This window comes from Streptomyces flavofungini (assembly GCF_041028215.1).
Taxonomy (GTDB): Bacteria; Actinomycetota; Actinomycetes; order Streptomycetales; family Streptomycetaceae; genus Streptomyces; species Streptomyces flavofungini_B.
The window spans coordinates 1-14646 of the sequence record NZ_JASKYR010000152.1; the positions used below are offsets into that span (position 1 = coordinate 1).

Here is a 14646-nt window from a genome sequence, read left to right on the forward strand (position 1 = left end):
CCCGCGTCCTCATCCCCGTGACCCTCGTGCCCGCCCGGCCCTCCGACGCCCAGCGGGAAGTACAGATCGAAGACGGGGTCGAAGACCGCCCGCTGGCTCTGCTGGTGGAGCAGGGCGGCGGCGAGGCCCTCCCTGAGCCGCTCCCTGTCGTCGAAACCGAGCGCCTGAAGTGCCTGCGCGGCGTCGACGGTCTCGCCGGTGCCGATGCGCAGACCGTGCGAACGCAGCGCCGCGACCAGGCCGGTGATGCGCCGGGGGAGACTGTCCGCGGTCGCCGTCGGGGTCAGGGGTGCCGTCGCGGCCGCTCGGGCGGTCACACGGCGTCCAGGTCCAGCTTCGCGGCCGCCTTCAGCACGTCGTCCTGGTGCTTGAGGACGACGCCGAGGCTCTCGCGCACGACGGTCTCGTCCAGGATGTCCGCGCCGAGGGCGAGCAGGGTGCGCGCCCAGTCGATGGTCTCCGCGACCGACGGCACCTTGCGCAGGTCCATCGCGCGCAACGCGCCCACCACGCGCACCACCGACGCGGCGAGCGCCTCGTCCAGGTCCGGCACCTTCATCCGGACGATGCGGCGCTCGAGCTCCTCCTCGGGGAAGCCGATGTGCAGGAACAGACAGCGGCGGCGCAGCGCCTCGGACAGCTCACGGCTCGCGTTCGAGGTCAGGACGGCGAACGGGCGGCGCTCCGCGGCGATGGTGCCGAGCTCGGGCACCGTCACCTGGAAGTCGCTGAGCACTTCGAGGAGCAGGCCCTCGACCTCGACGTCGGCCTTGTCGGTCTCGTCGATCAGCAGCACCGTCGGCTCGTCGCCGCGGATGGCGGTGAGCAGCGGGCGCGAGAGCAGGAACTCCTCGCCGAAGATGTCGGTGCGGGTCTCGTCCCAGGACTCGTCGCGCCCGGCGGTGATGCGCAGCAACTGCTTGGCGTGGTTCCACTCGTAGAGCGCACGTGATTCGTCCACGCCCTCGTAGCACTGGAGCCGCACCAGGCGTGCTCCCGCCACCCGTGCGACGGCCTTCGCCAGCTCCGTCTTGCCGACCCCGGCCGGGCCCTCCACGAGCAGTGGCTTGCCGAGCCGGTCGGCGAGGAAGACCGTGGTCGCGACCGCGGGGGAGGCGAGGTATCCGGTCTCGGCGAGGCGGGCCGCGACGTCGTCGACCGACGTGAAGAATCCGGTCGTCGGGGGCTCGGACGTCATGCTGGGTTCTCCAGGTCGGTCGTGCGGCGCGCGGTCCGCGCGGAAGCGTCGGGCGCAGGGGCATTGTGCGGGGGACGTCGTGCGAGGAGGCCGGGGGTCAGCTCTCGAAGGGGTCAGCTCTCGAACGGGGTCAATATGAAGAGCGGGATCTCGCGGGACGTCTTCTTCTGGTACTCCGCATAGTCCGGCCAGGCCGCGACCGCGCGCTCCCACCAGATCCGCCGCTCCTCGCCGGAGGCGATCCGCGCGCGGTAGTCCTTCCGCTCCGTGCCGTCCTGCAGCTCGACGTGCGGTTCGGCCACGAGATTGTGGTACCAGGACGGGTTCACCGGGTCGCCGCCCTTGGACGCGACCACCGCGTACTCCCCGGCGTGCTCGACGCGCATCAGAGGGTTCTTGCGCAGCTTGCCGCTCTTGGCGCCGACCGACGTCAGCAGGATCACGGGCTTGCCCATGATGGTCGTGCCGTCGGTGCCACCGGAACTCTCGATCAACTCGGCCTGCCTGCTCGCCCAGTCCCACGAGCCCGGCTCGTACTCTCCAGTCAGAGGCATGTTCCGTGAACGGCGGGCGAACGCCGTTTGTTCCTGGGCACTTGCTACGATGCGTCAAGACATAGGGGGCGAAAATGGCGGGACACGGCATACCGGACGGCTACCTCGACGGCTATGCCGACATCCTCACCGCGGCTTCCCGCACGGGACGCCGTCTGACCCGCGAGGAGCTGGACTCCCGGCGCACCCTCGGCGAGCGGGCGGCCGAGGCGGGGCACGGGCTCCGCGCCCTGGTCGGCGCGCATCTGGCGGCGACCCGCGCACACTGGCCCCGAGGGCGCGCGGAGGCCGTGGACAGCGTCCTCGCGGCGGCGGAGCAGGCGGTGGACGCCTTCGCCGAGGGCTACGAACGCGCCCAGCGCCTGGCGATCCGTCAGGAGGAGGGCAAGCGGCGGGAGTTCATCGACGACCTGCTGTACGGACGCAGCGACCTCGGCCGGCTCGCCGAACGCGCGGAGCGCTTCGGCCTGCGCCTCTCCTACGAACACGCGGTCGCCGTCGCCCAGGACCGGCGCGGCTACGAGGAAGGGCACGCCGTCCCCCGCGAGGTGGAGCGCGCCCTGATCGGCAGGTTCGGCGACCGCAGCATCCTGCTCACCACCAAGGACGGCCGCCTGGTGTGCGTCGCGCCGGGCGACCAGGCCGAGGTGCTCACCTTCTTCGCCAAGCAGGCGTACGCCGCCACCGAGGGCTGCCGCGTCGCCATCGGCCGCCCGCGACCGGGCCCCGGGGGAGTCGTCCAGTCGTACGAGGAGGCCCTGAGCGCCCTGGATCTCGCGGAGCGCCTGGAGCTCGACGCCCCCGTGCTGCGCGCCGCCGATCTGCTCGTCTACCCCGTCCTGACCCGCGACCGGCAGGCCATGGCCGATCTGGTGCTGCACACCCTGGGTCCGCTGCGCGAGGCGCGCGGCGGGGCCGGGCCGCTCCTCGACACGCTCACCGCGTACTTCGACTCCGGCTGTGTCGCGGCGGAGACGGCCCGCGCGCTGGCCCTGAGCGTGCGCGCGCTCACCTACCGCCTGGCGCGCATCCACAAGCTGACCGGCGCCAACCCGGCCGACCCGGTGCACCGCTACACGCTCCAGACCGCGGTCATCGGGGCGCGCCTGCTCGACTGGCCGGACACCCGGATCTGAGCTCCCTCCGCGACGCGGAGGGGGCTCAGGGAGGGCAAGCTCAGCCGGCCGCTAGCGGCCGAGGCGGGGGATCTCGATGGCGGGGCAGCGGTCCATGACCATGTCCAGACCGGCCGCGCGCGTACGGTCGTACGCCGCCTCGTCGATCACGCCGAGCTGGAACCAGACGGCCGAGGCACCGGCCGTGACCGCCTCGTCGGCGACGGCGCCCGCGAGGGCGCTGTTGACGAAGACGTCGACCACGTCGATCTTGAACGGGACGGCGGCCAGGGACGGATAGCCCTGCTCGCCGTGGACCGTCGGGGACTTGGGGTGGATCGGCACGACGCGCTTGCCGAAGCGCTGGAGGACGGCCGCGACGCCGTACGCGGCTCGGTCGCGGTTCTCGGAGAGACCGACGACCGCCCAGGTGTCCCCGCGCTCCGTCAGAATCCTGCGTACCGTCTCCTGGTCGCCGTACATGACCTGCCTCCTCGTTGAAGTGCGGCCGGTCGGCCGCGGGGCCGCCGGTCGGTCAGACGTTCACGCCGAAGTCCGACGCGATGCCGCGCAGCCCGCTGGCATAACCCTGGCCGACCGCGCGGAATTTCCACTCCGCACCGTGCCGGTAGAGCTCGCCGAAGACCATCGCGGTCTCGGTGGAGGCGTCCTCGGACAGGTCGTAGCGCGCGATCTCGGCGCCGTCCGCCTGGTTCACCACGCGGATGAAGGCATTGCGGACCTGGCCGAAGCTCTGGCCGCGGTTCTCGGCGTCGTGGATGGAGACCGGGAAGACGATCTTCGTGATGTCGGCGGGCACCTGCGCGAGGTTCACCTTGACCGCCTCGTCGTCGCCCTCGCCCTCACCGGTGAGGTTGTCGCCGGTGTGCTCGACCGAGCCGTCCGGGCTCGTGAGGTTGTTGTAGAAGATGAAGTGCTGGTCGGAGGCGACCTTGCCGGAGTCGTCGCAGAGCAGCGCGCTCGCGTCGAGGTCGTAGTCGGTGCCGGTCGTGGTGCGCACGTCCCAGCCGAGGCCGACCAGGACGGCGGTGAGGCCGGGGGCCTCCTTGCTGAGCGAGACGTTGCCGCCCTTGGCCAGGGAAACTCCCACGATGTCCTCCTGAGGTAGGGGTGATGGACTCACCAGAAAAACTACAGGACTGTAGAAGAAGGATGTGCGGCGGAGGCCCGTTACCATGTGGCGCTCCCCGCGGAGCATGACAAGGCTGGAGGGAGCCGGGCATGAAGCACCACGACGAGCACGAGCAGCGGCAGCCACGGCTGCGCCGCCGCGCGCAGGGCGAGCTGGAGCAGCAGGTGCTCGCCGCGCTGCACGCCGCCCCGGAGCCGGTCAGCGCGGCCTGGGTGCAGGAACGGATCGGCGGCGATCTCGCCTATACGACGGTCATGACCATCCTGACCCGGCTGCTCGCCAAGGACGTGGTGACCAGGGAGCGCGCGGGCCGGTCCTTCGCCTGGTCCTCCGCGTCCGACGAGGCGGGGCTCGCCGCCTTCCGCATGCGCAAGGTGCTCGACGGCGAGAGCGACCGCGAGGCCGTCCTCGCCAGCTTCGTCACCACGCTGACGCCCGACGACGAGCAGCTCCTGCGGGACCTGCTCGGCCGGGCGGACGCCGAAGCGGACGACTGACGCCCGGAAGGGGGCCTTCTCAGATGGGCGTCTTCGTCTTCCTGCCACTGGTGCTTCCGCTGACCGCGTGGCCGGTGGCGCGCCTCGCCGAGCAGCATCTGCACCCGCGCACGGCCACGCGAGTGCTCACCGCCGTCGCCGGGGTGATGGCCCTGTGCAGCACGCTCTGCCTGGCGCTGCTCATGGTCGTCGGCACCGCCCAGCTGCCCGGCAACCCGCTGCCGGACGGCTGGTCCGACCCCGAGGTGCGGGCCGCCGTGCCCTACGACGGGATCGCCGGGCGGGCCGCCATCCCCGCGCTGCTCGCCGTCTGCGCGGCCTGCGCCCGTCTGCTGTGGCGGCACGCGCGGGTACGCCGACGGGTGCGCCGCGCCCTCGAAGGGCTGCCCGGCACCTCTGTCGCCGTCCTCGCGGACGACGCCTCCTACGCCTACGCCCTGCCGTCGCGGAACGGCGGCCGGGTGGTGGTCACCACCGCCATGCTGGCCGAGCTGACGGCCCCGGAGCGGCGCGCGCTCTTCGCCCACGAGCGGGCCCATCTGACCGCACGCCACCACCGGCACCTGCTGATCACCCAGCTCGCCGCCCGCGCCAACCCCTTCCTGCGTCCGCTGCGCACCTCGGTCGCCTTCACCGCGGAGCGCTGGGCCGACGAGAGCGCGGCCCGCGCCGTGCGGGACCGGCGCACCGTGGCCCGGGCCATCGGCAAGGCGGCCCTGGTCTCCCGGGGCGTGCCCGCGCCGACCCTGGCGGGTCTCGCGGCGCCGGGGCCCGTGCCGCGCCGCGTCGCCGCGCTGCTCGCTCCCGCGCCGTCCGCCCGCACCCGCCCCTCGGTCTTCACCTCGATGGGGCTCGCCCTGTGGTGCGCGGGGTTCGGCACCGCCGTGTCCGCGATGTCATCGGCGAACTCCGCGGTCACGATGGTGCTCATCCTGCGCGCGGCCACGCCGCTCTGAGGCGGCCGCGCCGCCCCGGCGGGGCCGCACGCCGGGGCGCCCGCAGGGGAGGTTGCCTACAGGTCGAACTCGTGCGGCGGCAGGTCGAGCGTGAAGCACGCCTCGCGCACGACGGCCTGCTCGTCCTTGTCGAAGTCACCGTCGGCGCCGCCGATGATGATGCCGATCTGGACGACGGCGCGGGCCTCCGCGGGCTTCTTCTTCGCCTTGGCGACCTCCTGCATGACGCTCACCTTGCCGAACGCGAAGTCGGCGGTGAGCTGGTCCACGTACCCCTCGAAGCGGCGGCGGAGGTCCTCCGCGGGGAAGTTCTGAAGGACTTCGTTCGTGCCGATGAGCTGGGCCACCCGCTGCCGCTCCGAGGGGTCCACGCTGCCGTCGGCGGCGGCCACCAGGGCGCACATGGCCATGCTGGCGTCGCGGAAGGCGCCGCTCTTGAGGTCGTTCTTCTTCGCCATCAGCTGGGTCTGCATCGTCGACGCGGATTCCTTGAGGCGATCCCACAGGGCCATGGAGAACTCCATAAACTATCGGTGTGTCAGGGGTGTTGGCGCGATGCGCGGTCCACGGGACGCGTGGGGCCGCGGCCGCGCCAAGTTCTACAACAGAGTAGAAACTAGCAGTCGAACCGAGAAGTTCCCGCCCAGCGGAAGGTGCGCGCGATGACGCCGACGGCACAAGAGCTCCTGCGGACCACGGCCGCCCGCCTCGCCCTCGACCCCGGATCGAACCCGCTCGTCCCGCACATCGCCGACGGCACGGCGGCCCCGCGCACGCTGGCCGTGCTCGCCCTCGAACAGTGGCACGTCATCCCCGCCGACCGGCGCTCCTTCCAGCACCTCGCCCGGCGCGCGGCCGACACCAAGGACCTGGAGTCCGCCGCGTTCTTCGAGGCCCTGGCCGACGGCGAGTCCCTCGCCGAGGAACGCCTCGCCCCGCTGCTGGACGCCCTGGAGGTGAGCGCGGCCGAGAGCGCGACCTACGAACCGCAGCCCGGCTGCCAGGCCTATCCCGCGTACGCGGCCTGGCTCGCGCTGAACGCCGAACCCGCCGACGTCGTCATCGCCCTCACCGCGAACTTCGCCTCCTGGGGCGCCTGCTGCGAGGTGATCGCCCGCGCGCTGCGCGACCGGTACGGCCTCGCGGACGCGGCCTGCGGCTTCTTCGACCTGTTCGCCGAGCCCGCGCCGGAGCTCGACCGGCAGGCGGTCACCGCCGTCCAGGCCGCTCTCGACCGCCGTCGCGTCACGGCGGCCCACCTGCGCTACGGACACCTCGTGCAGTGCTACGAAGAGATGTTCTGGACGACGCTCGCGAGCGGCGACAAGGCGGTGCGGGGCATTTGAGGGAGATCCGCCCGTCCGTGCCCGCGCCCCGCGACGGTCTCGATCCGTCCGTGCCCGCGCCCCGCGGCGGTCTCGACGAGGGTGCCGTCGGCACCGGTGATCTGGTCTTCTTCGTCGTGGCCGCCGCCGCGCCGCTGACCGTCATGGCGGGCGTGGCCCCGCTGGCCATCGCGATGGCGGGCCGGGCGGCACCGCTCGGCTATCTGATCTCGGGGCTGCTCCTCGTCGTCTTCGCCGCCGGGTTCACGGCGATGAGCCGCTTCGTGCGCAATGCCGGGGCCTTCTACGCCTACATCGGGCGCGGTCTCGGCCGGGTGACGGGAGCGGGCTCCGCGTACGTGGCGCTCTTCTCGTACAACGCGATCGAGGCCGGACTGCTGGTGGCCTTCGGGTGGTTCACCGAGTCGGGCTTCACGGACCTCACCGGTATCCATGTGCCGTGGTGGCTCTGGGCGACGGCCGGGCTCGTCGCCATCGGCGTGCTCGGCTACCTCAAGGTGACCCTCAGCGCCAAGGTCCTCGGCGTCGCCCTGGTCCTCGAAGTGCTCGTGCTGCTGGTCTTCGAAGGGGGCGTCCTCGCCCACGGCGGCGGCCCGCACGGCCTCGAAGTGGCGGCGCTGTCGCCCGCCCACCTCGGCGGTGCCGGGGTGGGCGGCATGTTCGTCCTCGCGATCGGCGCCTTCATCGGCTTCGAGGCCACGGCGATCTACGCCGAGGAGGCACGGCGCCCCGAGCGGACGGTGCCGCGCGCCACCTGCGTGGCCGTGGCCTTCCTCGCCCTCTTCTACACCTTCACCGTCTGGATGATCATCAACGCGTACGGCGCCGACCGCGCCCAGAAGGCGGCGAACGGCGAAGGAGGCGCCGACATGGTCTTCACGGCCACCGAGCGCTTCGCCGGGGCCTGGGCCGCCGACGCCATGCATGTGCTGATCATCACCAGCGCCTTCGCCGCCACCCTCGCCTTCCACAACGGCGCCGCCCGCTACCTCTACGCCCTGGGCAGGGAAGGCCTGCTCCCGGCCCGCCTCGGCACCGTCTCCTCAAGGACCCGGGCCCCGGCCGCCGCGGTGGTCCTCCAGTCGGCGCTCGCCCTCGCCGTGATCATCGCTACGGTCCTCGGCGGAGCCGACCCGTACACCGTCACGTTCCTGTGGAGCAGCGGGTCCGGCATCCTCGGTGTGATGCTCCTGCAGGCGCTGGCCGCCCTCGCGGTGTACGGCTTCTTCCGCCGCGACCGGCGGGGGATGCCCGCCTGGCGAGTGATCGCCGCACCCCTCTTGGCCTGCGCGGGCCTGTCGGTGATGATCGTCCTTGTCTGCGCCAACCTCGATCTGCTCACCGGGGCCACGCGCACGGTGAACGTCGCCCTGATCGCGCCGCTCCCGTTGCTCTTCGGCACGGGAGCGGCCCTCGCCCTGCGGATCAGAAGGCGTGCCCCGGCGTCCTACGAGCGGCTGACATCGGTGGACGCCGAGCGCGTATGAGACCCGCCCGAACCGCCCGCACCCCCGGCCGGACCCACGCGGAAACGCGAGCAAGGAGGAACCGACGGCATGACGGCGACAACCCTGGTCTTTCTCGGCGCGGTCCGCACCGGAAGCGACGTCCACGGGGACACCACGGCCCTCGCCGTGCGCGACGGCCGGATCCTCGCGCTCGGCGACGACGCCCGCACTTTCGTCCCGACCGCCGACGAGGTCGTCGACATCGGCGACGGACTGCTGATGGCCGCCTTCGGCGACGGCCACGCCCACCCGCTCTTCGGCGGCCTGGAGAGCTTCGGCCCGCAGATCAAGGAGCTCGGCTCGGTGGCCGCGATCGCCGCCGAGGTCGGCCGCTGGGCCACTGAGCACCCGGAGGCCGAGTGGATCGTCGGCGCCTCCTACGACCCGGCGCTCGCGCCCGACGGGGAGTTCGACGCGCGCTGGCTCGACGCTGCGGTACCCGACCGGCCCGTCGTCCTGCGCGCCCACGACTACCACACCGTGTGGTGCAACACCGCGGCGCTGCGCAGGGCCGGAGTCACAGAGGCGACCCCCGAACCGCGCCTCGGGTGGATCGTGCGCCGCCCCGACGGCAGCCCGATGGGCACGCTGCGCGAGTGGCACGCCTGCGACCTGGTGCTCGACCAGGTGCCCTCCCGCCCGATGGACGACCTCGTCGAAGCGGTGCGCAGGGCCGGGCACGCGTACGCGCGCGCGGGCATCACCTGGGTCCAGGACGCCTGGGTCGAGCCGGAGATGGCCGACGCCTATCTCTGCGCCGCCCGCCGCGACGCGCTCACCGTCCGCGTCGATCTCGCCCAGCGCGCCGACCCCGACCGGTGGCTGGACCAGCTCGGCCCCTTCGCGGACACCCGCGCGCGCGTGGCCGCCGACGGCGGCGAGCTGCTGACGGCGCGGACGGTGAAGTTCTTCAGCGACGGTGTCATCGAGGGCGGCACGGCCGCGCTGCTCGCCCCCTATCTGGACGCCCCGCACAGCTGCGGCATGCCCGTGTGGGAGCCCGCCGCCCTGGTCGAGGCCGTCCAGGCCTTCGACGCGGCACGCTTCCAGACGCACATCCACGCCATCGGCGACGCGGGAGTGCGCGCGTCGCTCGACGCGATCGAGTCCGCGATCCGCGCCAATCCGGCCTGGGACCGCCGCCCCGTGATCACCCACGTCCAGCTCGTCGACCCGGCCGACCTGCCCCGGTTCGCCGCGCTCGGCGTCATCGCCAACTTCGAACCGCTCTGGGCCCAGCCGGACCCGCTCCAGACCGAGCTGTCCGTCCCGCGCATCGGCGCGGACCGGGCGGACCTCCAGTACCCCATGGGTGAGCTCGCGCGGGACGGCGTGCGCCTGTCCTTCGGCAGCGACTGGCCCGTCAGCTCGCACATCCCCCTGGAGGGCATCCAAGTCGCCGTCACCCGGCGCACGTTCGACGGGGAGCCGCGCGGCGGCTGGATCCCCCGGCAGCGGCTCACCGCCGAGGAGGCGCTGACGGCGGCCACCACCGGCGTGGCCCACCAGGCGGGGGCCGACGACCGGCTGCACCTCACGCCGGGCGCCCCGGCCGACCTGGTCCTGCTCTCGGCCGACCCGCGCGCGGGCGACCCCATGGAGATCCGCCACGCGCGCGTGCTCGGCACCTGGCTGGGCGGCCGGGCGACCCACCGGGCCCGGCCCCCCGAGCCGTCGGGGGACCGGTCGGCGGACCCTACGTACGCTTCGTGACCAGGACGGACCTCACGGACCTGAGGACCCTGCGGACCCGAAGGACCCTAGGGACGCCTGGTGACCGGCAGGACGATGGCCGTGGCCGCGATGCCGTCGCGCACCACCCACTGGCCGGAGAACACCTTCAGCTCGGCGCCCTCCACCACGGGCCCCTCGACGAGCAGCCGCGCGGTGAACGTCCCGTCGGTCGCGAGGTCGAGCCGCGCCTCCTCGAAACCGAGCCAGCGGCCGGTCAGCGGGAACCACGTCTTGTAGACGGACTCCTTGGCGCTGAACAGCAGCCGGTCCCAGGGGGTGCCCGGCTGCCGGGCGGCCAGGTCCGCGAGCGCGGCGCGTTCCGTCGCGTCGGCGACCAGCTCCAGGACGCCCTGATCGCGCAGCGGCTCAGCGGGTTCCGCGTCGATGCCGAGCGAGATCACCTCGTCGGCGCGGGCCACGACCGCCGCACGGTAGCCCGCGCAGTGGGTCATGCTGCCGACGACACCGGCGGGCCAGCGCGGCGCCCCCCGCTGGCCCGGCAGGATCGGGGCGGGTGCCACGCCGATGCGGGACAGCGCGGCACGCGCGCAGTGGCGGACGGTGGTGAATTCGTTGCGCCGCTTGGCCACGGCGTTCGCCACGACCGCCGCCTCCTCGGCGAAGAGGACCGCGTCGGCCGGATCGTCATGGGTCTCTTCGACGGTGACGGGCACGGCGGCGAGCAGGGAGGCCAGGGGGCCGGATGACTCCGGGACCGGGCGCACGGATATCGAGGGTGACGTCACGAGAGGCACGGTACCCGGCGGGCGTCACGCGCGCGTAGCAGACGCCCGCACCGCGGGACGCCGCCGCCGGGGTGCGGGCGGCGCGGGAGAACCGCATACGCTGGCGTGATGCAGGACGAGTACCGCACAGTGGCCCGCGAGGGCGTGCACGAGACCGAGATCAACCGCTCGCGCTTCCTGTGTGCCCTCGCGCCCGCGGCCACCGAGCGGGAGGCGCAGGACTTCGTGGCGCGCGTCCGCAAGGAGCACCCGACGGCCTCCCACAACTGCTTCGCGTATGTGATCGGGGCCGACGCGGCGGTGCAGAAGGCCAGCGACGACGGCGAGCCCGGCGGCACCGCGGGCGTGCCGATGCTCCAGATGCTGACGCGCCGCGACATGCGGTACGTGGTGGCGGTGGTGACCCGCTACTACGGAGGCGTCAAGCTCGGCGCGGGCGGCCTCATCCGCGCCTACGGAGGAGCGGTCGGCGAGGCGCTCGACGCCCTCGGCACCGTCACCCGGCGCCGCTTCCGCCTCGCCACGGTCACCGTCGACCACCAGCGCGCGGGCAAGGTGCAGAACGATCTGCGCACGGCGGGACGTGAGGTGCGCGACGTCCGCTACGGCGAGGCGGTCACGATCGAGATCGGCCTGCCCGACGCCGACGTGGACGCCTTCCGCGGCTGGCTCGCCGATGTCACCGCCGGAGCCGCGGAGTTCGAACTCGGCGGAGAGGCGTACGGAGACGCCTGACGCGCGGTGCCCCCGGGAAGTCGGGGGCACCGGTCGAGAACGGATGCGGCGGTAGCCGCCCGTGATGTCCGACCCGCCCGTTACTCTCAAGGATCATGAGGCTGCTGCACACGTCCGACTGGCACCTGGGCCGCTCGTTCCACCGCGTGAACATGCTCGACGCCCAGGCCGCCTTCATCGGTCACCTGGTGACGACCGTCCGCGAGCGGGCCGTCGACGCCGTCGTGGTGGCCGGAGACGTGTACGACAGGGCGGTGCCGCCCCTCGCGGCGGTCGAGCTCTTCGACGACGCGCTGCACCGCCTCGCCGACCTCGGCGTGCCCACGGTGATGATCTCCGGGAACCACGACTCGGCGCGCCGCCTCGGCGTCGGCGCCGGCCTCATCGGCCGCGCGGGCATCCACCTGCGCACCGACCCCGCGGCCTGCGCCGATCCCGTGATCCTCGCCGACGCCCACGGGGACGTCGCCTTCTACGGACTGCCCTACCTCGAACCCGCTCTGGTCAAGGATGAGTTCGGGGTGTCCAAGGCGGGTCACGAGGCGGTCATCGGCGCCGCCATGGACCGCGTCCGCGCCGACCTCGGCGCACGGGCGCGTGGCACCCGCTCCGTGGTCCTCGCCCACGCCTTCGTCAGCGGCGGCCGGATCAGCGACAGCGAGCGGGACATCACGGTCGGCGGCGTCGCGGCGGTCCCCGCCGAGATCTTCGACGGCGTGGACTACGCGGCGCTCGGACACCTCCACGGCAGCCAGAGCCTCACCGCGCGCGTGCGCTACTCCGGCTCCCCGCTGCCGTACTCCTTCTCCGAGGCCGACCACCGCAAGAGCATGTGGCTCGTCGACCTCGGCCCCGAGGGGGACGTCGTGGCCGAGCGCGTCGACTGCCCGGTGCAGCGCGCGCTGGCCCGGGTCAGGGGCACCCTGGAGGACCTCCTGGAGGACCCCGCGCTCGACCGCCACGAGGAGGCGTGGGTCGAGGCCACGCTCACCGACGCGGTGCGGCCCGACGACCCGATGGCCCGGCTCTGCGCCCGCTTCCCGCACACGCTCAGCCTCGTCTTCGACCCCGACCGGTCGCCCGACGACCCCGATGTGTCCTACGCCCAGCGCCTGAAGGGCCGCAGCGACGAGCAGATCGCCGACGACTTCGTCGTCCATGTGCGCGGCGCGGAGCCCGACGAGGCGGAGCGCGGTGTACTGAGCGCGGCCTTCGACGCGGTCCGCGCCGACGACACGCTGCGCGAGGTCGCCCGATGAGACTCCACCGGCTGCGCCTCACCGCCTTCGGGCCCTTCGGCGCCCCGCAGGACATCGACTTCGACGACCTCTCCGCAGCCGGGCTCTTCCTGCTGCACGGCCCCACGGGTGCGGGCAAGACCTCCGTCCTGGACGCCGTCTGCTTCGCGCTGTACGGCTCGGTGCCCGGCGACCGGCAGGGCGGCAGGCAGGGCATGACCCTGCGCAGCGACCACGCCCACGCGGGCACGCGCACGGAGGTCTGCCTCGAACTGACCGTGGCGGGGCGCCGCCTCGAACTCACCCGGCAGCCGCCCTGGGAGCGCCCCAAGAAGCGCGGCACGGGCACGACCACCGAGAAGGCCCAGAGCTGGCTGCGCGAGTACGTGGGCGGGCCACCGGCCGGTGCCGACGGCGGCTGGAAGGACCTCAGCCGCTCCCACCAGGAGATCGGTGAGGAGATCACCCAGCTCCTCGGCATGAGCAAGGAGCAGTTCTGCCAGGTCGTGCTCCTGCCCCAGGGTGACTTCGCGCGCTTCCTGCGCGCGGACGCGGAGGCCCGGGGCAAGCTGCTCGGCCGGCTCTTCGACACCCACCGCTTCGCCGCGGTCGAGCAGCGCCTCGCCGAGCAGCGGCGCACCACGGAAGCCGAGGTCAAGGCGGGCGACGCGGCGCTTCTCGCCGACGCGCACCGTATGCAGCAGGCCGCCACGGACGACGGCCGGGGCACCGAACTGCCGCTGCCCGGCCTCGCGCCCGGCGACCCCGGGCTCGCGGCGGAGGTCCTCGCCTGGGCGGCCGTCGCCCGCGCGGACGCCCGTGAACGCCTCACGGTCGCACGCTGCGCGCTCACGGCCGCCGAGTCCGCGCAGGCCACGGCGGAGCGCGCGGTCGCCGACGCGCGCGAACTCGACCAGCTGCAGGCCAGGTTCGCCGAGGCGCGGGAGCGTGCGGCGCGGCTGCACGCGCGCGAGGGCGAGCTGCGCGAGGCGGAGCGGCGACTGGAGCGGGCCCGCAAGGCCGACACGGTCGCCCCCGCGCTCGGGCTGCGCGACACCGCGGAGGCGGAGCACCGCCGCGCCGCGCGGGAGGAGGCACGCGCGCGTGCCCTGCTCCCCGACACCTTCGCCGCCTCCGGCGCCGCCGGGCTCGCCGCGGCCGCCCGCAAGGCGGCGGAGGAGCTGGGCGGCCTCGCGTCCGCCCGCCGCGCCGAGCGGCGCCTCGCCGACATCGCCGACGAGCGGGCCTCGCTCGACCGCCAGGAGCGCGCCGACGACGAGCTGCTCCAGGACGCGACGGCGTGGCTGGACGGCTGGGACACCACCCGGACCGCCCTCCAGGAACGCATCACCTCGGCCCAGGAGGCCGTCACCCACGCCGAGCGCCTCGCCGGTCGCCTCGAACCCGCCCAGGCCCGCCTGGACGCGGCCCGGCGCCGCGACCGGCTCGCCCAGGACGCGACGGCCGCCAAGGAGCGCGCCCTCGCCGCCCGCGAGCGCGCCACCGCCACCCACGAGCACTGGCTGGACCTCAAGGAGCAGCGCCTCACCGGCATCGCCGCCGAGCTCGCCGCGCACCTCAGCGACGGCGAGCCGTGCGCGGTCTGCGGGGCGACGGAGCACCCCGCGCCCGCCCGCAAGGGCGCCGGACATGTGGACCGCGGCGCGGAGGAAGCGGCGCTGGCCGCCCACCGGACCGCCGAGGAGTCCCGCACGGCCGCCGAGCGCGCCCTGGCCGAGATCCGCGAAGCCCTCGCCGCGCAGGCCGCCGCCGCGCGCGGCGCACAGGGCGAGGAGCCCGACGCGGAGGGCGGCCCCGTCGCCCATGACCCCGCAGCCGGTGAACTGGCCGCCCTCCGCGTCGGGC

Annotated in this window: 15 protein-coding genes and 1 pseudogene; 9 read left to right on the forward strand and 7 right to left on the reverse strand. The window is 73.7% G+C overall.

Annotation, left to right across the window (positions count from 1 at the left end):
- The 3 genes and pseudogenes from AB8Z36_RS13275 to AB8Z36_RS13285 all read right to left on the reverse strand — a co-directional run.
- A pseudogene (locus AB8Z36_RS13275) lies at positions 1-287 on the reverse strand (hypothetical protein); the annotation flags it as partial.
- Positions 288-313: 26 nt separating this feature from the next.
- The gene (locus tag AB8Z36_RS13280; protein WP_369213469.1) at positions 314-1198 is read right to left on the reverse strand and encodes an AAA family ATPase; all 885 of its coding nucleotides are present in this window, start codon (positions 1196-1198) and stop codon (positions 314-316) included.
- A 113-nt stretch (positions 1199-1311) separates the two neighbouring features.
- Positions 1312-1752, reverse strand: a complete 441-nt coding sequence (locus AB8Z36_RS13285; RefSeq protein WP_369213470.1) for a nitroreductase family deazaflavin-dependent oxidoreductase — start codon at positions 1750-1752, stop codon at positions 1312-1314.
- A 74-nt stretch (positions 1753-1826) separates the two neighbouring features.
- Between AB8Z36_RS13285 and AB8Z36_RS13290 the strand changes: the two genes are divergently transcribed.
- On the forward strand, positions 1827-2888 hold the full coding sequence (locus tag AB8Z36_RS13290; RefSeq protein ID WP_369213471.1) for a PucR family transcriptional regulator: 1062 nt from the start codon (positions 1827-1829) through the stop codon (positions 2886-2888).
- 51 nt (positions 2889-2939) lie between these two features.
- Here the strand turns inward: AB8Z36_RS13290 and AB8Z36_RS13295 are convergent, their stop codons facing one another.
- Both AB8Z36_RS13295 and AB8Z36_RS13300 read right to left on the reverse strand, forming a co-directional pair.
- Complete coding sequence (locus AB8Z36_RS13295; RefSeq protein WP_369213472.1) at positions 2940-3350, reverse strand: CoA-binding protein; 411 nt, start codon at positions 3348-3350, stop codon at positions 2940-2942.
- Between the two features lie 52 nt (positions 3351-3402).
- Positions 3403-3978 carry a TerD family protein gene (locus tag AB8Z36_RS13300; RefSeq protein ID WP_369213473.1) on the reverse strand — a complete coding sequence of 192 codons (576 nt, stop codon included), beginning with the start codon at positions 3976-3978 and terminating at the stop codon, positions 3403-3405.
- 131 nt (positions 3979-4109) lie between these two features.
- Here AB8Z36_RS13300 and AB8Z36_RS13305 point away from each other — a divergent pair, with 131 nt between their 5' ends.
- Both AB8Z36_RS13305 and AB8Z36_RS13310 read left to right on the forward strand, forming a co-directional pair.
- The gene (locus AB8Z36_RS13305) at positions 4110-4517 is read left to right on the forward strand and encodes a BlaI/MecI/CopY family transcriptional regulator (protein WP_369213474.1); all 408 of its coding nucleotides are present in this window, start codon (positions 4110-4112) and stop codon (positions 4515-4517) included.
- A gap of 23 nt (positions 4518-4540) precedes the next feature.
- Positions 4541-5473, forward strand: coding sequence for a M56 family metallopeptidase (locus AB8Z36_RS13310; protein ID WP_369213475.1), 933 nt, complete (start codon positions 4541-4543; stop codon positions 5471-5473).
- Between the two features lie 56 nt (positions 5474-5529).
- Here AB8Z36_RS13310 and AB8Z36_RS13315 read toward each other — a convergent pair whose 3' ends face one another.
- Complete coding sequence (locus AB8Z36_RS13315; protein ID WP_369213476.1) at positions 5530-5985, reverse strand: tellurite resistance TerB family protein; 456 nt, start codon at positions 5983-5985, stop codon at positions 5530-5532.
- 150 nt (positions 5986-6135) lie between these two features.
- Here AB8Z36_RS13315 and AB8Z36_RS13320 point away from each other — a divergent pair, with 150 nt between their 5' ends.
- The 3 genes from AB8Z36_RS13320 (at position 6136) to AB8Z36_RS13330 (ending at position 10040) form a co-directional block, all read left to right on the forward strand.
- Entirely contained in the window at positions 6136-6819 is a 684-nt protein-coding gene (locus AB8Z36_RS13320; protein WP_369213477.1) for a transcriptional regulator, read from the forward strand.
- 17 nt (positions 6820-6836) lie between these two features.
- Entirely contained in the window at positions 6837-8306 is a 1470-nt protein-coding gene (locus AB8Z36_RS13325) for an APC family permease (protein WP_369213478.1), read from the forward strand.
- Positions 8307-8375: 69 nt separating this feature from the next.
- Entirely contained in the window at positions 8376-10040 is a 1665-nt protein-coding gene (locus AB8Z36_RS13330) for an amidohydrolase (RefSeq protein ID WP_369213479.1), read from the forward strand.
- 47 nt (positions 10041-10087) lie between these two features.
- Here the strand turns inward: AB8Z36_RS13330 and AB8Z36_RS13335 are convergent, their stop codons facing one another.
- Positions 10088-10756, reverse strand: a complete 669-nt coding sequence (locus AB8Z36_RS13335; protein WP_440581907.1) for a 4'-phosphopantetheinyl transferase family protein — start codon at positions 10754-10756, stop codon at positions 10088-10090.
- A 159-nt stretch (positions 10757-10915) separates the two neighbouring features.
- Between AB8Z36_RS13335 and AB8Z36_RS13340 the strand changes: the two genes are divergently transcribed.
- From AB8Z36_RS13340 to AB8Z36_RS13350, 3 genes are all read left to right on the forward strand, one after another.
- A complete protein-coding gene (locus tag AB8Z36_RS13340; protein ID WP_369213480.1) occupies positions 10916-11542 on the forward strand; it encodes a YigZ family protein in 627 nt (208 codons plus the stop codon).
- Between the two features lie 95 nt (positions 11543-11637).
- Positions 11638-12801, forward strand: a complete 1164-nt coding sequence (locus AB8Z36_RS13345; RefSeq protein ID WP_369213481.1) for an exonuclease SbcCD subunit D — start codon at positions 11638-11640, stop codon at positions 12799-12801.
- A partial coding sequence (locus AB8Z36_RS13350; RefSeq protein WP_369213482.1) for an AAA family ATPase occupies positions 12798-14646 on the forward strand: 1849 nt, incomplete at its 3' end. The genes AB8Z36_RS13345 and AB8Z36_RS13350, both read left to right, overlap by 4 nt.